This window comes from Microbacterium sp. GW821-FHT01D02 (assembly GCF_059422585.1).
This window is the reverse complement of record NZ_JBWKXB010000001.1, coordinates 1,260,285-1,278,750: the sequence shown is the minus strand read 5'-3', so window position 1 is coordinate 1,278,750 and position 18,466 is coordinate 1,260,285. Positions and strand designations below refer to the sequence as shown.

Annotated in this window: 18 protein-coding genes and 1 tRNA gene; 12 read left to right on the top strand and 7 right to left on the bottom strand. The window is 69.6% G+C overall.

Going from position 1 to position 18,466, the window contains the following annotated elements:
• Window positions 1–78: 78 nt before the first annotated feature.
• Genes AC07VM_RS06275 through AC07VM_RS06265 form a run of 3 tightly spaced genes read left to right on the top strand, consistent with a single transcriptional unit; the run spans window position 79 to window position 2,028 of the window.
• A complete protein-coding gene (locus tag AC07VM_RS06275) occupies window positions 79–540 on the top strand; it encodes a MarR family winged helix-turn-helix transcriptional regulator (RefSeq protein ID WP_105525993.1) in 462 nt (153 codons plus the stop codon).
• Window positions 541–549: 9 nt separating this feature from the next.
• Window positions 550–1,392, top strand: coding sequence for a sugar nucleotide-binding protein (locus AC07VM_RS06270; protein ID WP_494910399.1), 843 nt, complete (start codon window positions 550–552; stop codon window positions 1,390–1,392).
• 9 nt (window positions 1,393–1,401) lie between these two features.
• Window positions 1,402–2,028 carry a DUF1684 domain-containing protein gene (locus AC07VM_RS06265; RefSeq protein WP_494910398.1) on the top strand — a complete coding sequence of 209 codons (627 nt, stop codon included), beginning with the start codon at window positions 1,402–1,404 and terminating at the stop codon, window positions 2,026–2,028.
• Between the two features lie 39 nt (window positions 2,029–2,067).
• Here AC07VM_RS06265 and AC07VM_RS06260 read toward each other — a convergent pair whose 3' ends face one another.
• Entirely contained in the window at window positions 2,068–2,559 is a 492-nt protein-coding gene (locus AC07VM_RS06260; protein WP_267416324.1) for an Lrp/AsnC family transcriptional regulator, read from the bottom strand.
• 207 nt (window positions 2,560–2,766) lie between these two features.
• Here AC07VM_RS06260 and AC07VM_RS06255 point away from each other — a divergent pair, with 207 nt between their 5' ends.
• The 3 genes from AC07VM_RS06255 to AC07VM_RS06245 all read left to right on the top strand — a co-directional run bounded on the left by AC07VM_RS06255 (window position 2,767) and on the right by AC07VM_RS06245 (window position 5,975).
• Window positions 2,767–4,041: an amidohydrolase family protein gene (locus AC07VM_RS06255; protein ID WP_494910397.1), complete on the top strand. Its 1,275-nt coding sequence runs from the start codon at window positions 2,767–2,769 to the stop codon at window positions 4,039–4,041.
• Between the two features lie 19 nt (window positions 4,042–4,060).
• On the top strand, window positions 4,061–5,557 hold the full coding sequence (locus tag AC07VM_RS06250) for an APC family permease (RefSeq protein ID WP_494910396.1): 1,497 nt from the start codon (window positions 4,061–4,063) through the stop codon (window positions 5,555–5,557).
• A gap of 109 nt (window positions 5,558–5,666) precedes the next feature.
• Entirely contained in the window at window positions 5,667–5,975 is a 309-nt protein-coding gene (locus AC07VM_RS06245) for a hypothetical protein (protein WP_494910395.1), read from the top strand.
• A 47-nt stretch (window positions 5,976–6,022) separates the two neighbouring features.
• On the opposite strand, the gene AC07VM_RS06240 is transcribed toward AC07VM_RS06245, so the two are convergent.
• Window positions 6,023–6,096, bottom strand: a tRNA-Gly gene (locus AC07VM_RS06240).
• A gap of 101 nt (window positions 6,097–6,197) precedes the next feature.
• On the opposite strand from AC07VM_RS06240, the gene dcd reads away from it, so the two are divergent.
• The gene (gene dcd / locus AC07VM_RS06235; RefSeq protein ID WP_267416319.1) at window positions 6,198–6,803 is read left to right on the top strand and encodes a dCTP deaminase; all 606 of its coding nucleotides are present in this window, start codon (window positions 6,198–6,200) and stop codon (window positions 6,801–6,803) included.
• Between the two features lies 1 nt (window position 6,804).
• Window positions 6,805–7,275: a hypothetical protein gene (locus AC07VM_RS06230; RefSeq protein ID WP_494910394.1), complete on the top strand. Its 471-nt coding sequence runs from the start codon at window positions 6,805–6,807 to the stop codon at window positions 7,273–7,275.
• A 30-nt stretch (window positions 7,276–7,305) separates the two neighbouring features.
• Here AC07VM_RS06230 and AC07VM_RS06225 read toward each other — a convergent pair whose 3' ends face one another.
• The 5 genes from AC07VM_RS06225 to AC07VM_RS06205 all read right to left on the bottom strand — a co-directional run bounded on the left by AC07VM_RS06225 (window position 7,306) and on the right by AC07VM_RS06205 (window position 13,307).
• Window positions 7,306–9,039 carry a glycoside hydrolase family 9 protein gene (locus tag AC07VM_RS06225; protein WP_494910393.1) on the bottom strand — a complete coding sequence of 578 codons (1,734 nt, stop codon included), beginning with the start codon at window positions 9,037–9,039 and terminating at the stop codon, window positions 7,306–7,308.
• 1 nt (window position 9,040) lies between these two features.
• The gene (locus AC07VM_RS06220; protein WP_267416316.1) at window positions 9,041–9,958 is read right to left on the bottom strand and encodes a carbohydrate ABC transporter permease; all 918 of its coding nucleotides are present in this window, start codon (window positions 9,956–9,958) and stop codon (window positions 9,041–9,043) included.
• A 14-nt stretch (window positions 9,959–9,972) separates the two neighbouring features.
• Window positions 9,973–10,887, bottom strand: a complete 915-nt coding sequence (locus AC07VM_RS06215) for a carbohydrate ABC transporter permease (protein WP_267416315.1) — start codon at window positions 10,885–10,887, stop codon at window positions 9,973–9,975.
• Window positions 10,888–10,948: 61 nt separating this feature from the next.
• On the bottom strand, window positions 10,949–12,229 hold the full coding sequence (locus tag AC07VM_RS06210) for an ABC transporter substrate-binding protein (protein ID WP_267416313.1): 1,281 nt from the start codon (window positions 12,227–12,229) through the stop codon (window positions 10,949–10,951).
• 124 nt (window positions 12,230–12,353) lie between these two features.
• On the bottom strand, window positions 12,354–13,307 hold the full coding sequence (locus AC07VM_RS06205; protein WP_494910392.1) for a zinc-binding dehydrogenase: 954 nt from the start codon (window positions 13,305–13,307) through the stop codon (window positions 12,354–12,356).
• A gap of 180 nt (window positions 13,308–13,487) precedes the next feature.
• On the opposite strand from AC07VM_RS06205, the gene AC07VM_RS06200 reads away from it, so the two are divergent.
• The 4 genes from AC07VM_RS06200 to AC07VM_RS06185 are packed head-to-tail and all read left to right on the top strand — an operon-like array spanning window position 13,488 to window position 18,417.
• Window positions 13,488–14,558, top strand: a complete 1,071-nt coding sequence (locus AC07VM_RS06200; RefSeq protein ID WP_494910391.1) for a Gfo/Idh/MocA family protein — start codon at window positions 13,488–13,490, stop codon at window positions 14,556–14,558.
• A 36-nt stretch (window positions 14,559–14,594) separates the two neighbouring features.
• Window positions 14,595–15,578, top strand: coding sequence for an ABC transporter permease (locus AC07VM_RS06195; protein WP_267416310.1), 984 nt, complete (start codon window positions 14,595–14,597; stop codon window positions 15,576–15,578).
• The gene (locus AC07VM_RS06190; RefSeq protein ID WP_494910390.1) at window positions 15,575–17,461 is read left to right on the top strand and encodes a dipeptide/oligopeptide/nickel ABC transporter permease/ATP-binding protein; all 1,887 of its coding nucleotides are present in this window, start codon (window positions 15,575–15,577) and stop codon (window positions 17,459–17,461) included. Before AC07VM_RS06195 ends, AC07VM_RS06190 begins: the two co-directional genes overlap by 4 nt.
• Window positions 17,458–18,417, top strand: a complete 960-nt coding sequence (locus AC07VM_RS06185) for an ABC transporter ATP-binding protein (protein ID WP_494910389.1) — start codon at window positions 17,458–17,460, stop codon at window positions 18,415–18,417. The genes AC07VM_RS06190 and AC07VM_RS06185 overlap by 4 nt, the downstream gene beginning before the upstream one ends.
• Window positions 18,418–18,466 lie beyond the last annotated feature (49 nt).

The following is an 18,466-nucleotide window of genomic DNA, read 5'->3' as shown; positions in this document are numbered from 1 at the left end:
ACGCGGCATATTGCGCGTCGAAGGACAATGATTGCACACGCAAGTATCCAGCGCAAGCAACTATCTCGGAGGATGGCCATGGGTATCGGTGACGACGCGGTCGAGGTGCGTGCGCAGGGCTGGCGGACGCTCGCGGCTCTGCACGGCCTGATCGAGACCGCGCTGGAGCGCAGCCTGGCCGAAGCCGTCGAGCTCTCCGTGGTCGAGTACACCGTCCTGGACGCGCTCGACCGGCAGGACGGGTGGCATATGCGCATGCAGCAGCTCGCCCGCGCCGCCGCCCTGAGCCCCAGTGCCACCACCCGCCTGGTGAACCGCCTGGAGGACCGCGGACTCCTGACGCGGATCCTCTGCGCCGACGACCGGCGCGGCATCTACACCGAGCTCACCCCCGCGGGCCGCGAGCTCTACGAACGTGCGCGTCCGATCCACGACGCGGCTCTCGAGCAGGTGCTCGAGGATGCGGCCGCCCAGCCCGAGCTGGCACCCGTGGTGGACGCGCTGCACGGTGTCGCGCTGCCCGCGCTCGCCGCGGGCTGAGTGCGCGCGATGGACGACTCCTCCGCGCCGGTGCCGCACCGCACGCTCCTGGTCGGCTACGGCAAGCTCGCGGCACGTCTGGCCCCGCGTCTCCTCGAGGCCGGAGGCGAGGTCATCGCGCTGCGCCGGAGCGACGGCCCCCTCCCGGCGGGCGCGGCGGGCGTCCGCGCCGACCTCGCCGTTCCCCCGGTGCCGCCGCTGCCCGCGGTCGACGCGATGCTGGTGACGCTGCCGCCGGGCGAGACCGCATCCGCGTACCGGGAGGCCCTGACGCATCTCGCGCACGCCCTCCCGGTCGTTCCCGCGCGCACCGTGTTCGTGTCGTCGACCGGCGTCTTCGACGGGACGGGCGCGGAGCAGCCGCTGACCGAGCAGGATGAGCCGGCGCCGACGACCGAGCGCTCGCGGGGGCTCCAGGACGGCGAGCGGGCGGCGGTCGAGATCTTCGACGCCGTGATCGTGCGACCGGCGGGGATCTACGGGCCGGGTCGTGACTTCCTCCTCCGGAAGGTGCGCGAGGGGGCGCCGAGCAATCACCGACGGCGGACGAATCGCATCCACGAGACCGACCTCGTCCGCGCCCTGGAGCTGCTGCTGCGGATGGATGACCCGCCGCGACTCGTGCACGCGGTGGACGCGGCGCCGGCTCCGCTCGGTGACGTGGTCGGCTTCATCGCGCGGACACTGGGCGTCGAGGTCCCGCCCGACGACGCCTCCGCGGAGCCGAGCGGGTTCGTGTACGACGGGGCGCTGCTGCACTCTCTGCTGGGTGACCTGGAGTATCCGACGTACGAGACCGGGTATGCGGAGATGATCGCCGCATCCGGCCGCACGGACGCCGGACACCCGTAGCCTGGGGGCATGACGACTTCCCCCGCACGCACGGCCGTCGAGGTCGTCGACTGGAGACGACGGGTCTTCGCCCTCTACGCGGCCGTGCGCCTCGCCGACTCTCCCGAGGACGCGCACGAGCTCTGGCGGATCGAGCGGGACGAGCTGATGCTCCGGCATCCGGCGACCGCGCTCCTGTCCGAGGACCGGCCGCTGTTCGAGGGGCTGCCGATCTCGTCGTACGACCCGGAGTGGCGCTTCGAGCTGCCCATCCTCCCGGCCGAGCCCGGCGGCTTCGACTTCGAGACGGGGACCGACGGCGTCGTGCCGTTCGAGCGGATCGGCAGGGTCGAGATCCCGGATGCGGGTTCGCTCGACGTGTGGCGCCTGAAGTCCTACGGCGGAGGTCTGTTCATCCCGGTGCGCGACGCGCTCGCCGGGCGACCCGGCGGGACCTACGGCGGCGGCCGCTACCTGATCGACACGATCAAGGGCGCCGACCTCGGCTCCGACGCCGAGCGCGGCACGATCGTGCTCGACTTCAACTTCGCCTACAACCCCTCCTGCGCCTACGACCCCGCGTGGGCGTGCCCGCTCGCGCAGCCCGGCAACGTCCTCGACGTGCCCGTGCCGGTGGGGGAGATGTACGGCGGCTGATCGGATCGGGGCGCTCGACGGTCCGAGTGCGGCGGCGGGTCAGTCGGATCCGCGCGTCGCGAAGTCGGGCCGGTAGATCCACTTCACGGTGTCGACGAAGCTGATCGTCTCGGTCTCGGTCACGCCGGGGACGGCGCGGATCGACATCACGAGGTCGAGCAGGTGCTCGTTGTCCGTGGCCATCAGCTCGGCCATGAGGTCGTAGTGCCCGGTGGTCGTCACCAGGTAGTAGACCTCGTCGATCGCGGAGATGGCCTCGCTCACCTCGTGTACACGGTGGTCCACGCGGACGCCGACGAGCGCGGACTGCGCGTAGCCGTGGGTCTGGGGGTGGGTCATCGCCCCGATCGTCACGACGCGCTCGTTGAGAAGGCGCTGGATCCGCTGTCGCACCGCCGCGTGCGAGAGGCCGACGGCTCCGGCCATCTCGGTCACCGAGCGGCGACCGTCCTCCTGCAGCAGGCGGACGAGCTTGCGGTCGAGCTCGTCCAGCTGTGCGGGGACGAGTCCGTGGAATTCACCGGATCGCATCGGTGGGTGCTCCTCTCGTGCGGCCTGTAGGCCCGCTGTCAGCGTACTGGAAACCGTCAATCTCATCGCCGACATGGCGCGTGGCAATCAAATTGACGGTCAGGCCTCCATCAATATCCTAAAATCGTTGCAGTCCGAACGAGTCGCCGCTATATTCGTGTCCAGACAGATCTTCGACGATGAAATCAGCGGTTCAAGGAGTTCGTGATGAGCAAAATCACGGTAGTGCAGGCCGGGCGTCTGCTCGACGGCACGGGGCAGGCGATCGACGACGCGACGATGGTCGTGCGCGACGGCACGATCGAGGCGGTCGGACCGCGCGGCAGTGTGACCGTTCCGCCGGATGCCGAACGGGTCGATGCCGGTGACATGACCGTCATGCCGGGCCTCATCGACTGCCACACCCACCTCGGCGGAGCCTCATCGCCCAACTACACGACCTGGGTCGTGGAGGACGACCTGCGCCAGGCGATCCTCTCCGGACAGCAGATGCGCGCGCTCATGGAGCACGGCGTCACCACCATCCGCGACATCTCCCGCAACGGGCTCCGTCTCAAGTGGGCCGTCAACAACGGGCACATGGAGGGCCCGCGCATCGTCGCCTGCGGACCCGGCCTGTCGCGCACGGGCGGCCACGGCGATGCGCACAACCTGCCGTGCGACATGATCCAGCGCAGCCACCCGTGGGCCATGCTCGCGGACGGGCCGGAGGAGCTGCGCAAGTCGGTGCGGCTGCTCAACCGGATGGGCGCCGACGCCGTCAAGATCTGGGCGACCGGCGGCGGGATGTGGGACAAGGAGCTCGAGACCGACCAGCACTACGACTTCGAGGAGCTCTGCATGGTCGTCCGCGAGGCGGCGATGGTCAAGATCCCCGTGCTCGCACACGCCGAATCGCTCGCCGCCGCGAAGGACTGTCTGCGCGCCGGCGTCGCGACTCTCGAACACGGCGAGGAGCTCGACGACGAGTGCCGCCGGATGATGGTCGAGAACGGCGTCATCCACGTCCCCACCCTGCAGCTGTTCCTCGGGCCGTGGTTCGACGAGTACCCGCCGCCGCCGCGCGAAGGCCTCGAGAACTACCGGGGCGACACCATGGTGGAGAAGGAGAAGAACCGCGTCGCCGATAACTTCACGGCCTCCCGCCTCGCCGGGGTCACGATCGCCGTCGGCAGCGACAGCTTCTCGAGCATCGACGTCCCCTACGGCGCATCGACGCTCTCCGAGGTCCACACCATGGTCGAGACCGGCATGCCGGAGTCCGACGCCATCGTCGCCGCCACGCTGAACGGGGCCAAGGCGCTGCGGGTGGACCACCTGACCGGATCGCTCGAGGCGGGCAAGGCCGCCGACTTCCTCGTCGTCGACGGTGATCCCCTGGACGACATCCGCTCCCTCGCCCAGGACCGCCTGCGGTATGTTCGCCGCGGCGAACAACTGTGGCTGGACGAGCTCACCCCGCACCGCTCACCCACTCGCTGAAACGCCGAACCCGAGGACGATGATGACCCCGACAGCCCCCTCAGCACCGCACGCCCCCGCCCAGGCCTCCGAGCCGCAGACGCTCCGCCGCGCAGGCCTCGGCACCGCCGACCTCGTGTTCTTCGTCGTCGCGGCCGCCGCCCCGCTCACCGTGGTCGCGGGGGTCGTGCCGCTGGCGATCCGCACCGGCGGGGAGTCGGCGGCGTACGGCTATCTCGTCCCCGCCGTCGTCCTGATCCTCTTCGCCGTCGGCTTCACGGCGATGAGTCCGCGGATCAAGAACGCGGGCGCGTTCTACTCGTACATCACCCACGGCATCGGCAAGCCGTTCGGCGTCGGCTCCGCGCTGCTCGCCGTCGTGTCGTACAACGCCATGACGATCTGCCTGATCGCGGGGTTCGCGGTCTATGCCCAGAACATGCTCGCGTCGCTGTTCGGGCTGAGCGTGAACTGGGTGATCCTGGCGGCGGTCGCCGTGATCGGGATCGCCCTGCTCGGGTACTTCAAGGTGACGCTCGGCGCCAAGGTGCTGGGCATCGCCCTGGCGCTCGAGGTCGCGGTGCTCGTGATCTACGAGGCGTTCATGCTCGGTCAGGGCGGCAGCGGCGACATCGCGGAGACGGTCGCGATCTTCAACCCGGCCGTGATGGCCGACCCCGGCTTCGGCGCGATGCTCGTGCTCACCGCCGGCGGGTTCATCGGCTTCGAGGCCACCGCGATCTATGCGGAGGAGGTCAAGGACCCGAAGCGCACGGTGCCGCGCGCCACGTACATCGCGATCGCCTTCCTCGGCGTCTTCTACACCTTCTCGGTGTGGTGCATCTTCGCCGCCTACGGCACGCAGGGAGCGCTGGACGCCGCCGCGAGCGACGACGTGGCGCTGCTGACGTTCACCTCGATGGAGCAGTTCGTCGGACCGTGGCTGTCGGACTTCTCGCAGCTGCTGCTCTGCACGAGTGCGTTCGCGGCCGCGCTCGCCTTCCACAATGCCGCCTCTCGGTACCACTTCACCCTCGCCCGCGAAGGCATCCTGCCGCGGGGCGTCGCGAGGATCAGTCGCGCCCACGGATCGCCCCTCGGCGGAGTGGCGCTGCAGATCGCGATCTCGGTGGTGGTGCTCGGCTTCGCCGCCGTCGCCGGTGCGGATCCCTACCTCGTGGTGTTCCTGTGGTCGGCCGCTCCCGGTGTGCTCGGCATCCTGCTGCTCGAGGGGATCGCCGCGATCGCCGTCGTCGCGTTCTTCCTCCGCGACCGGCACGGGCACAGCGTCTGGCGCGTGATCGTGGCGCCGGTGCTCGCCGCGATCGGACTCTTCGTCTTCGTCGGGCTCAGCGTCTCCCAGCTGGAGCTGCTGACCGCGGCCGAGCCCTTCGTGAACGCCCTCCTGCTGATCCCGATCCCGCTCGCCCTGGTGGCGGGAATCGTGATCGCGCGCGTCCTCCGCGCCCGCCGCCCGGAGCGTTACGCCGCCCTCAACACCGTCGACGTCGAGGCCGACACCGACGTCGAGGCCTGAGCCGTCGCTCCGGGGGTCCGCCGAACTCCTGGACGCCGGAAGTGCGACGTCTTGCCGTGACGGCGGACAGGTGGTTCTCTTAGCTGGCTCAGTCCAGTGAGGAGACGACGTGACCCGACCCGAAGAACTCTCCGACGACGAGCGGAAGCGCCTGGCCGCCGAGCTCGCGCAGATCGAGGAGCAGCAGGCGGAAGCGCTCGAGGAGGGCTTCCGCCTCGGGGGCGGGCTGGGCAATCACGAGTACCGGGCGGGACTCGAGGAACGCGCCGAGACGCTGCGCCGACAGCTGGGCCATACGTCCGCTCAGCCGCCGAGGAACACGGCGGCGGGTCGCGGGTGGGTCGGGTGGGCGATCCTGGCCCTGGCGTGCGTCGCGGTCGTCGTGACCCTCTGGCTGGTCGGGGGCGGACTCTCCTGACACAGCCGCAGGAAGCAGCCGCGGGCTGCCGGCGTCGACGTCACATGTGGAGGGGCTGACGGGAATCGAACCCGCGCTGTCTGCTTGGGAAGCAGAAGTTCTACCATTGAACTACAGCCCCGCACCCGCATCCGAGGAGCGGGAGAAGGCCAGCCTACCGGGCAGTCGCCTGTCGGCCAAAGCAGCGGGGCGCGCGGAGCCTGTGGCAACTAGGCTGGTGCCGTGCTTCTCAGCGACCGCGACATCAGGGCAGAACTCGCATCCGGCCGCATCGGCCTCGAACCGCATGAGCGGGAGATGATCCAGCCGTCGAGCATCGACGTGCGCCTGGACCGCTACTTCCGCCTGTTCGACAACCACAAGTACCCGTTCATCGATCCGTCGGTGGACCAGCCCGAGCTCACGCGACTGATCGAGGTCGACCCGGAGGAGCCGTTCATCCTGCACCCCGGCGAGTTCGCCCTCGGTGCGACCTTCGAGCAGGTCACGCTCCCCGACGACATCGCGGCCCGCCTCGAGGGCAAGTCGTCGCTCGGACGCCTCGGACTGATCACGCACTCGACGGCCGGCTTCATCGACCCGGGGTTCACGGGACACGTCACGCTGGAGCTCGCCAACGTCGCGACCCTGCCGATCAAGCTGTGGCCGGGGATGAAGATCGGGCAGCTCTGCTTCTTCCGCCTCACCTCGCCCGCCGAGAACCCGTACGGCTCCGGCCCCTACGGCAACCGCTACCAGGGGCAGCGTGGCCCGACGGCCTCCCGCTCGTTCCAGAATTTCCATCGAACGGACGTCGGCGTCACCGACGTCGGAGCAGTCGGAGGCTGAGATGAGCGATGTCAGCGGCACGTCCCCGGAAGAACCCGTCGTCCCCGACGAGACGGTGGTCCCGGACGAGCCGGTGATCCCGCCCGCCGACGTCGTCATCCCGCCGCCTCCGCCCGAGATCCCGATCCCGGACGGCCTGCTCGCCCCGCCGCCCTCGGAGATCCCGTCGGACGACGACGCCCTGCCGCCGCCTCCGCCCGCGACGCGTCGCGGAGCCGACCGTCCCCGTCCGACGCCCGCCATCCTCGAGGGCGAGCAGCCCGCCGCCGTGGCCGACGACTGGGCGCAGCCGTCGGTCGCACCCGAAGTTCCGACCTCCGGCGGCTACCGCGTGCTCACGGTCGTGATCTTCGCGTTCCTGTTCCTGCTGCTCGTCGCCGCGATCGTGGTCGGCGTGTACCTGCTGAACACGACGACCTTCCCGTTCGCGGGCGCCGAGGTGTCGCCGTTCCCCCTCGCCCAGCCGCTCTGACCACCGGAGCTCCGGCTCCGACGCCTGCCCTCAGCTCGCGCTGACCGCCAGGAGGAACCAGGCGGAGTGCGGGATCCACTGCTCCGCCCACCGCCACGAGTCCGGTCCCTCGGCCGTCTCGGGCGTCAGGAACGCGATGCCGTTCTCGTCGTCCGGATGGCTCGTGATGCCGTTCACGATCCCGCCCGGCAGGTTCGGGAAGTCCGGCGAGTACTCGACGTTGTTGCGACCGCGTCCCTGCAGCATGCACACGTCGAACGGGTTGCGGCCGAGCACCCACTGCACCTGGTCGGCCGCGAAGCGCCGCAGACGTGCGGCGAGCCCGGGTGCGCACTCCGGCAGGTCGGCGACGGCGAGGGCAGCGAACGCCAGCGATCCGAGGTTCGCGTTCTCGCCCTGCCACCAGTACCCGGTGTCGTTCTCGTGCGGGAAGAAGAAGGACTCGCGCACCTCGCCGCCGCGTGGCTGCACCCGCTGACGGGGGTAGCCGAACGGGTTGGCGACCGCGTCCGTGCGGCGCAGCAGATCCTGCATGACCACGACCGCCAGCTCGCGGGCCGCGTCGCCGTGCCGTGCACCGGCGACGACGTCGGCGTAGCGCAGCAGCGCGATCACGGGCAGGCCCGCTTCGACCGCGGAGAAGAACGGTCGCCCGTCCTCCCACGCCTCGAACCACCCGGGCTCATCCCTGGAGATGCGATAGCGGTCGAGCAGGGCGGCGGCCCGACGGTCGGCAGCCTCGGTGAATCGAGCCGCGTCGGCGGCGTCCGCTGCCGCCACGAGTTCGGAGGCGGCGAGCAGCGCGCAGTAGTCGTCGACGACCGACTCCGAGCTCGCGGTGAGCGCCCCCGACTCCAGGTCCAGGCCGAACAGGTACTCGGCGTTGTGCGCCTCGAGGTCGTCGAAGGCGCCGATCGCCGCCGCGAGGTACTCGGCGTTCGTGAAGTCGCCGTGCTCCTGCTCGCGTGAGGCCCGTGCCAAGGCCGCGATCGCGAGACCGCCGCCACCGCGGTACGACGCCCGGTAGCGGTCGGTGCGCACGCACTCCGGCAGCGGGGCGTTGATCACCCGCTCCTCGAGGTTCTTGGTCAGCGCATCGAAGATCCCGCTGTAGAAGGCTCCGTCGGGCGTGCGGAAGCGCACCAGGAAGTCCGCGCCGAAGAGCGCCTCGTCGCGCAGTCGGGCACCCAGCGCGCGATGGAAGCGCGGATGCCGTGCCGCCAGCTGATCGCGCGCCTCCAGGAACGACCACGCGCACAGCGGGATCTGCTGCGGGCTCATGGTCGGCGAGTAGGTGAGGTGGCTGAGGAACTTGCTGGTGTCGCCCGACGCATCGAGCCAGCCGCCACGGGCGTCGACGGTGAAACCGGAGTCGTCGCCGTAGCGGAGGGCCGCGGCATCCTTCCGCTCGATCTCGCCGCTGGAGCGCCCCGCCTTGAACGCGAACAGGATGTCCGAGAGGGTGCCGGCCGCGAGCCGCTCCTCGCCGATCGTGAAGGTCGGAGACGACACCACCTCGTCGCCGACGGCGGCGACCAGCAGATAGCGCCCGGGCTCGTCGACGTGATCGAAGTCCACCCGGGAGTAGGCGCCGGTCCGCCAGGCGTCGACGGCCGTCGCCGGCCGGGCCTCGAGGCGGAGGCGGGAATCGTCGTCGAGCGACAGCAGCTCCACGTGCGGCGTCGCGCCGGCGTGGGGCAGCTCGACGAGCGCGGACTTCGGTGCCCCGGTGTCGTAGCCGAGGTGGGTGGTGAGGATGCGCATGTCAGCCCTTGAGTGCTCCGGCGAGGACCGCGTTCTCCATCTTCTCCGCGAACACGGCGTAGACGAGGTACGCGGGGATCAGGGTGATGAGGATGCCGGCGGCAAGAACACCGTACTGTGCGGCGTTCGCGATCGAGAGCGTCGGCAGCGCCACCTGCGCCGTGCGCAGCGACGCTTCGGGCCCGATGATCACGAGTGAGAAGAAGTACTCGTTCCAGAACGACAGGAAGTTGAGGATCGCGACCACGGTGAGCGTGGGGATCGCGAGCGGCACGTACACCGACCACAGCACACGCAGCGGACCGGCGCCGTCGAGCAGCGCCGACTCCTCGAGCTCGGCCGGGACGGCGCGCATCGCCTGGGTCAGCAGGATGACCGTGAGCGGCATGGCCGAGGCGGGGAGGAAGAGGATCAGGAACTCACGGGTGTGGAACAGCCCCATCATGATCGACAGCAACACGGTCGGCACCAGGGCCGCGAACCCGGGGATCAGGAACCCGAGGGCGAACACGCGCTCCACCATCCGGCCGATGGCTCCCTTCGCTCGAGCCAGGGCGAACGCGGCGGGCACGGCGAGGGCGAGGGTCAGGATCTCCGCGCCGACCGTGATGTACGCCGAGTTCAGCAGGGCCGTGCCCAGCGAGGCCTGCGAGAACGCGAGCCCGAAGTTGTCGAACGTGAGCGGGGTGAAGGGGGAGAACGGCTGGTTGAAGATGTCGGTGTTGTGCTTGAACGCCGAGATCAGCAGGTAGTAGAGGGGCGCGGCGAGCAGGATCACGTACAGCCAGACCCCGGCGTGCGCGAGGTACTTCATGGGGCCGGTGCGGGCGAGTGCCCCGCCGCGGGTGCGACGACGGGCTGCCGGACGGGACTGCGGCGAGGAGGTGCGCGGGGCGGTGGGAGCGGAGACGGCGGTCATGCGAGCAGGTCCGATCAGTACTTCTGCCGGAAGGCCCGGCGGATCACGAGGATGCCGGCGACGCCGACGATGAACAGCACCACGGCGACGGCCTGGCTGTAGCCGACCTTCGACTGGTTGAACGCGAAGTCGTACACGAGGAAGGAGAGGGTCGCGGTGGCGTTGCCCGGTCCTCCCTTGGTGAGCAGGAGCACGACCGCGGCGGAGGAGAACAGCGTCCACAGGAACTGCAGCATCGTGACGACCCCGACGAACTCGCGGCACATCGGCCAGGCGATGCTCCACATGCGGCGGAAGTGCCCGCAGCCGTCGATCTCCGCGGCCTCGAACACCGAGGCGTCGATCGAGTTCAGGCGGGCGGCGAGCATGATCGCGGAGACCGACATGCTGCACCAGATGGTGACGATGATGATGGCCCACATCGCGCTGTCGCCGTTGGCGAGCCAGGGGCGCGCGAGCTGGTCGAGGCCGATCGCGTCGAGGAAGCCGTTGATCATGCCCTTCGGGGCGAAGACGCCGACGAACACCATGGCCAGGGCCGAGGCCGACAGCAGCACGGGGGTGAACATGAGTGCGCGCACGAAGCGGTGTCCGCGGGGCTTGAGGTTCAGGTAGTAGGCGATCATGAACGCGCCGACCACGACGATCGGGAGGGTCACGACGAGCTGGAGGATCGTGTTGCCGGTCGCGAGCCAGACGACGGGGTCGTTCAGCAGACGGGCGAAGTTGTCGAGGCCGGCGGGCGTCCGCGGCGCGATCAGTCCTCGCCAGTTGACCGTGGAGAAGTAGAAGAGGCTGACCAGCGGGCCGATCGTGAAGACCAGGAACCAGAGCAGCGCCGGGAGGGTGGCCGACAGCTGCACCAGCTCGCCACGGCGTCTGGCCTTCGCGCGTCGGAGGGCGACGACCTCGGGGGAGTATGCGGTCATGGGGGAGGGCTCCAGCAGTGAGGAGGGCGGCCCGGCGTGGAGGCCGGGCCGCCCTGACGGGTTACTTCGCGGCGGCGTAGATGTCGTCGACGGTCTTGCAGATCGTCGCGGCGTCGGTGCCGGGGGTGAACGCGACCGAGGTCGCGCGGTACATCGGGTTGGAGACGTCGGCCGGCACGTAGATGTCGGGCATCACCGGGAAGTCGACCACCTCGGGCAGGTCGGTCAGGGACTGCGCCAGCAGCGGCGAGGTGACGCCGGAGGTGTCGCCGCCGAAGTCGGCGACCGGGATCACGCCGCCCTCGTCGAGGATGCCCTTGAGCACGTCGTTGCCGTACATGTAGGTGATGAGCTGCTCGACCGCGTCGATCTTCTTCTCACCGTTGGGGCTGATCCACCAACCAGCCGAGGTGGACCCGCGGTAGGCCAGCGGCTTCTCGAACGGTGCGCCGTCGGCGACCGGGAGACCGCCGAGGACGGTCGCCGCGGCGAGCTCCTCGGAGGCCGCCGGGTACGCCCAGGAGCCGAGCGGAGCGATCGCCGCCTGGCCGTCCATGTACGCGGCCTGAGCCTGGTCGGCCGTGTAGCCCTCGACGCCGTCGACGAAGACGCCCGCGTCGCGCAGCTCGACCAGCAGCTCGATGCCCTTCATGGCCCCGGGGCTGTCGCACGTCGCGCCCTCGGCGTAGACCTGCTTCGCCTCGTCGGTCGAGAGGAACATCTCCAGGAACTGCAGGAAGATCTTCTGGCCGGACCAGTCGATGCCGCCGAGCACCACGGGAGCGATGCCCGCGGCGCGCAGCTTCTTCGCGGCGTCGACGAGCTCGTCGGTCGTGGTCGGGACGCCGTCGACCCCGGCCTTCTCCAGCAGGTCGGTGTTGTACCACCAGGGCCACGTGAACCCGGAGTAGGGGAACGCGCGGATGTTGTCCTCGGAGTCGGTCCAGTCCACGAGGGCGTCGTCGGGGATGCGGTCGGCGATGCCCCATTCCTCGATGTAGTCGTTCACGGGGACGACGGCGCCGTTGACCGCCCAGTCCAGCTGCTTCTCCAGGAGTCCGACCAGCAGGACGTCGGCCTCTTCGCCGGCGAGGAGGGACGTCTCGTAGACCTGGTTGAGGTTGTCGCCGGACTCGAGGACCTTGACGTCGATGCCGGTCTCCTCGGTGAACGCCTCGAAGGCGTCGAAGAGCGGCTTGTTCTGGGCCTGGCTGGCCGTCCAGTTGGTCTGCACGACGATCTGGTCGGGTGTCGATGATTCAGTGCTCGCGCAGGCGCCGAGGCTCGCGGCGAGCACGAACGCGGTGGCACCTGCCAGGGGGATGGACACGCGCTTCTGCACGGAGGACCTCCTTCTCGGCCGGCCGGGCGCCGGCGGTTCCTCGAATGGTACTGTCCCGGACTCAAAGTGGTCAATACTGGTATTTCTTCTCGTGATCAAACAGTGATCCACCGAAGGCGGCTGATCATCCGTGGTCGGGGAAGAGCACCACGCCCTTGACGAAGTCGGCGGGCCGCGCCTCCATCAGCTCGTACGCCTGATCGATGTCGGCGAGGTCGAAGGTGTGCGTGATCAGCGGCAGATAGCTGAACCGTCCGTCGGCGATCATCGCGAGGCCGTCCGCCATCGCCCGCAGCGTCCGCGGGCGCGCGGGGGAGAAGCCGTTCACGATCGTGGCGCCCTTGTACCAGAGCTCCATGTCCATCGGGGCGTCGCCGGTGTGGTGATAGCCCACGATGCAGACCGTGCCGTACGGGCGGACGAGTGTGGAGGAGGTGACGAGAGCCGAGTTCACGCCGGCCGCCTCGACCACGACGTCCATGCGCTGCTCGCGCCGACCGGATGCCGAGGCGAACTCGGGCGGCAGCTCGTCCGGGTGATAGGCCTCGTGGGCGCCGAGGGTGAGCGCGCGCTCCCGCGCCGCGGGATTCGGGTCGACCGCGACCAGCAGCCCGGGCAGGCGGGCGGCCGCGAGCTGCACCAGGCCCAGCCCCATGAAGCCGAGGCCGACGACGGCGACGCGGTCCCCCGGGCGGATGCCGCTGCGGGAGAGCGCCTCCTCGAGGTCGGCGAGCGGCTCCCCGATCACGTGCTGCGGGGCGAAGCCGGCGGGGACGCGCAGGATCGAGTCGGCGTCGAGGGCGACCTTGGTCGCGAAGCCGTCGCCGCCGAGGCCGGTCACGACCTCGCCCACGCTCCAGCGGCCGCCGGGGTCGCCCACGGCGCTGATCCTGCCGACGGTCTCGTGTCCGAGCCGCACCGGTGCCTCCGGCGTCCCGTGCTCCCGCCACGGGGTGCGGTCCGAGGTGCACACGCCGCAGGCGAGCACGTCGATCACGACCTGCGAGGGCGAGGGGATCGGGTCGGGTGCCGACACGATCTCGGAGCGACGCGGACCGATGACCTGGCTGATGAGCATGGAATTCTCCTCCGGCTGGCTTCATTGCGAGTCCCACGAGCTTGTCTCAAATGGACAGCAAGTGGTTGTGCTCATCATAGAAGCGTATTAGCTTGGCCCTCAGTGGTATTTTCATGGACTACTACAAACGCTCAAAGGAGAGGCCATAGTGTACCAGTTCACCCATCGAGCAGGGCCGAGATGACGACGGTACGCACCGCCGCCGTGGTCGGTGCGGGTGCACAGGGTGCGGTGCACGCCTTCGGTCTCTCCCGGATCCCGGATCTGCGCATCGTCGCGATCAGCGACGTGGATGCCGACGCGGCCGACGCCCTCGCCGCCCGTCACGACGCCCGCGGATACCGCGACCTCGAGCGCCTGCTCACCGAGAACCCCGTCGACGTGCTGAGCGTGTGCGCTCCCGCCGCCGTGCACCGCGACGTCGTCGGCCTCGCCCTCGTGCACGGCGTGACGGCCATCCACTGCGAGAAGCCGATGGCGCTCTCCTACGGCGATGCCCGACACCTGGTCGAGGCCGCCGCCGCGCACGGGGCCGTCCTCACCGTCAACCACCAGCGCCGCTTCGACCGTATGCACCGCGCGGTGCGCGACCTCGTGCAGTACGGCACGATCGGCGAGCTCACCGGCGCGCAGGGCTACTGCGCCAACCTCTTCGACTGGGGATCGCACACGGTCGACCTGCTGCGCCTGCACCTCGGCGACCCGCGTGCCACCTCGGTGCTCGCCCAGATCGACGTCGCGGCGCGCAAGCGCGTCTACGGAGCCCCGACCGAGACGGCCGGCATCGTCAAGGTGCGGTTCGACTCCGACGTCGACGCCGTGATCATCACCGGACGCGACGAGCGCCTGCACCCGCTCGGCGACAACGGCATCGTGCTCCAGGGCACCCGCGGCCGGGTCGAGATCTTCGGCGGCCGGGCCCTCGTGCACGTGGACGGCCGCGACCCGCAGGAGATCCTCGAGAGCGTCGACCCCGAGTTCGCGATCGAGCTCGGCGGGGTCGATCCGGCCATCATCGAGCAGACCGCGCTCGCCCTCGCCGACCTCGTGCGCGCGGCGGAGACCGGCGCGGAGCCCGTGCTGCACGCCCGGCACGGACTCGCGGCCGCGGAGATCATCTTCGCCGCCTACGAGTCGAGCGTGCGCCGCGGTCTGGTCCGACTGCCCCTCGACGTGCTCGACAACGCCCTCCAGCGCGGACTGGACCAGGGGCTGTGGGCGCCGGCGACCGAGATCGTTTCGACGTACTGACGTGAGAGAGATGGATGAGATGAGAGAGGCCGTGGCATGAGAGTGCTCCTGCGGCGAGGACTGTTCTATCTGATCACCGCGTTCGCGGCGATCACGATCAACTTCTTCCTGCCCCGGATGATGCCGGGAGACCCGATCGAACGCATGCTGACCCGATTCCAGGGACAGCTGAGCCCGGACGCGGTCTATGCGCTCCGGCAGCTGTTCGGTCAGGGCGACGACAACCTGTGGAACCAGTACTGGGAGTACTGGGGCAACATCTTCACCGGGAACCTCGGGGTGTCGATCAGCGCCTACCCCGCCCAGGTCTCCACCATGATCCTGCAGGGCCTGCCCTGGACGCTGTCGCTGATCGGCATCTGCACGGTGCTCAGCTTCGTGATCGGTGTCGGCCTCGGGATGCTCGTCGGCTGGCGCCGCGGGTCGTGGATGGACGGGCTCGTCCCGGCGACGACGTTCATCTCATCGATCCCGTACTTCTGGTTCGGCCTCATCATGGTCTACATCTTCGCGGTGAACCTGCACTGGTTCCCGCTGTCCGGCGGATACCAGCCCGGCCTCGTGCCCGGCTTCAACCTGGAGTTCATCAGCAGCGTCATCTCCTACGGCATGCTCCCCGCGATCACGATCATCGTGTCGTCGATCGGCGGCTGGCTGCTGGGCATGCGCAACATGATGGTCACCACGCTGAGCGAGGACTACGTGCTGCTCGCCCAGGCCAAGGGCCTGAAGACCAGCCGCGTGATGCGGACCTATGCGGGCCGCAACGCCGTGCTCCCCTCGCTCGCGAGCTTCGCGATGTCGCTCGGCTTCCTGGTCGGCGGCTCGATCGTCACCGAGGTCGTCTTCAACTACCCGGGCCTCGGCTACACCCTCTTCCAGGCCGTGCAGCAGCAGGACTACCCGCTGATGCAGGGCATCTTCCTCGTGATCACGATCACCGTGCTCGTCGCGAACCTCGTCGCCGACTTCGCCTACGTGCTCCTCGATCCGCGCACCCGACAGGAGGCCCGCCGATGACGACGCCGCTCACCGCCACCATCGCCGCCCCGAAGCCCGCGGCGAAGAAGGGCCGCAACCTCGACTGGCTGCGCGGCCTCCGCTCCGCCAAGATCATCGTCGGCGGCAGCGTGTTCCTGCTGTTCATCCTCGTCGGGGTCTTCGGACCGATGCTGATCACGACCGATCCGAGCGCCGTGAGCACCGAGGTGCTGCTGCCGCCGTCGCCCGAGCACTGGCTCGGCACGACGCACACCGGGCAGGACCTGTTCGCGCAGATGGTCTACGGCACCAGGATCTCGCTGTTCGTCGGCGTGGTCTCCGCGTTCTTCGCCACCGGGCTCTCCCTCATCGTCGGTCTCACGGCCGGCTACGTCGGCGGACTCGGCGACGAGCTGCTGTCGGTGCTGTCGAACATCTTCCTGGTCATCCCGGGCCTCCCGCTCGTCGTGATCCTCGCCGGCTACCTGCCCAGCACCGGCTCGGTCGGCATCATCATCGTGATCGCGATCACCGGATGGGCGTGGGGTGCCCGCGTGCTGCGCGCCCAGACGCTCTCGCTGCGCAACCGCGACTTCGTGGAGGCCGCACGCGTGGCCGGCGACCGCACGTTCCGCATCATCTGGAGCGAGATCCTCCCCAACATGCTCGCGATCGTCGCCTCGTCGTTCCTCGCGACCGTGACCGGCGGCATCCTGACCCAGGCCGGGCTCGCCTTCCTCGGCATGACCGACGTCACCGAATGGTCGTGGGGCGGCATCCTCTACTGGGCCCAGAACAGCTCGGCGCTGCTCTTCGGCGCCTGGTGGTGGTTCGTGCCGCCGGGACTCGCGATCGCTTTCGTCGGCACGGCGCTCGCCCTGGTCAACTTCGGCATCGACGAGTTCGTCAACCCGCGTCTGCGGGCGGCGGGTCTCGGCACGAAGGCCGGCACCAAGACGCAGTTCAAGCGTCCGCGTCAGCCGCTGCTGAACCTGCGCCGTCCGCGCCGCGACCTCGACGACACCGGCGACTTCGTGGCCGGGGAGACCGTGCTGCAGATCTCGAACCTCACGGTCGAGTACCAGACGCACGAGAACGGCGCGTTCCGCGCGGTGGACGACGTCAGCCTCACCCTGCACCGCGGCGAGATCGTCGGTCTCGCCGGGGAGTCCGGCTCGGGGAAGACGACCCTCGCGTACGCCGTGACGCGTCTGCTCCGCCCGCCGGCCGTGATCACGAGCGGCGAGATCGTCTACACCGGACGCGACGGCGAGCAGCTCGACGTGCTCGCGCTCGACGACCGCGACCTGAAGGCGTTCCGCTGGTCCGAGGTCGCGATGGTGCTGCAGTCCGCGATGAACGCGCTGAACCCGGTCATCTCGATCGGAGACCAGATCGAGGACATCTTCATCGACCACGATCTGCGCCTCAGCAAGGAAGAGCGCCGGCGGCGCGCGGCCGACCTGCTCCGCACCGTCGGCATCGACCCGCTGCGCCTCGCCAGCTACCCGCACCAGCTGAGCGGCGGCATGCGCCAGCGCGTCATGATCGCCATGGCGCTCTCGCTCAAGCCGCGCGTCATCATCATGGACGAGCCGACCACCGCGCTCGACGTGATCGTGCAGCGCAGCATCATCGACGAGATCGCCCGGCTGCGGCACGACTTCGGGTTCGCGGTGCTGTTCATCACGCACGACCTCGGTCTGCTGCTCGAGATCAGCGACCGCGTCGGCGTCATGCGCAAGGGGCGCCTGGTCGAGGAGAACACCCCGGCCGCGCTGCTCGATCACGCCGAGGACGACTACACCCGCCACCTGCTGAAGTCGTTCCCGAGTCTGCGCGGCGACGCGCCGATCTCCGGCGGCGGACGCTACGTCGCGGAGGACGGCGAGCCCGCCTCCGAGGAAGTGGGAGCACGATGACCACCCTGCACGCGGTGAAGCTCACCAAGGACTACCACCTGGGCCGTCGCGGCGACACGCTGCGCGCGGTCGACGGCGTCTCGCTCACGGTGCGGCCGGGGGAGACGGTGGCGCTGGTCGGCGAGTCCGGCAGCGGCAAGTCCACGATGGCGAAGATGATCCTGCGCATCACGGATCCCAGCGAGGGCGAGCTCCGGCTCGACGACGAGGTGGTGCCGCGCGGACAGCACGGCATCCGTCCCTACCGCTCGCGGGTGCAGATGGTGTTCCAGGACCCGTTCGCCTCGCTCAATCCGCTGCGCACCGTGCGGCACCACCTGCGGCGGCCGCTGCGCGTGCACCGCATCGTGCGCGGGCCGAAGGAGGAGCAGGCGGAGCTGGAGCGCCTGATGGATTCGGTGAACCTGTCGGCCGAGTACCTCGACAAGTTCCCGCACGAGCTCTCGGGCGGCCAGCGCCAGCGCGTCGCGATCGCGCGTGCCCTCGCCCCGCGACCCGAGGTGCTGATCGCGGACGAGCCGGTGTCGATGCTCGACGTGTCGATCCGCATGGAGATCCTCGAACTGCTCGACCGCCTCAAGGTCGAGCGCAACCTCGCGGTCCTCTACATCACCCACGACCTCGCCACCGCCCGGCACTTCTCGAGCCAGATCGTCGTCATGCGCAACGGCCGCGTGGTCGAGCGCGGCCCCAGCGACGAGGTCATCGCGGTGCCGGTCCACCCCTATACGCAGCTCCTCGTGCGCGCGGCCCCCGATCCGCGCTCCGAGCCGTTCGAGGTCGACGTCGACCGGCGCCTGCGCCATCCCGAGGTGCGGGTGAGCGATGCGGACCCGACCGAGGAGCGCGGCGTCGACGGCGTCCACTGGGCGCGCGAGTGGGACGACGACGAGAGCGTCGCCCGTCTGCTCGCCGACAGCCGCATCCCGGGGAAGGAGGGCATGGGCGCCGCATAGCGGGCGCCACCGCAGTCCCGTATGACCACCGCAGTGTCCTTGCAGTCCC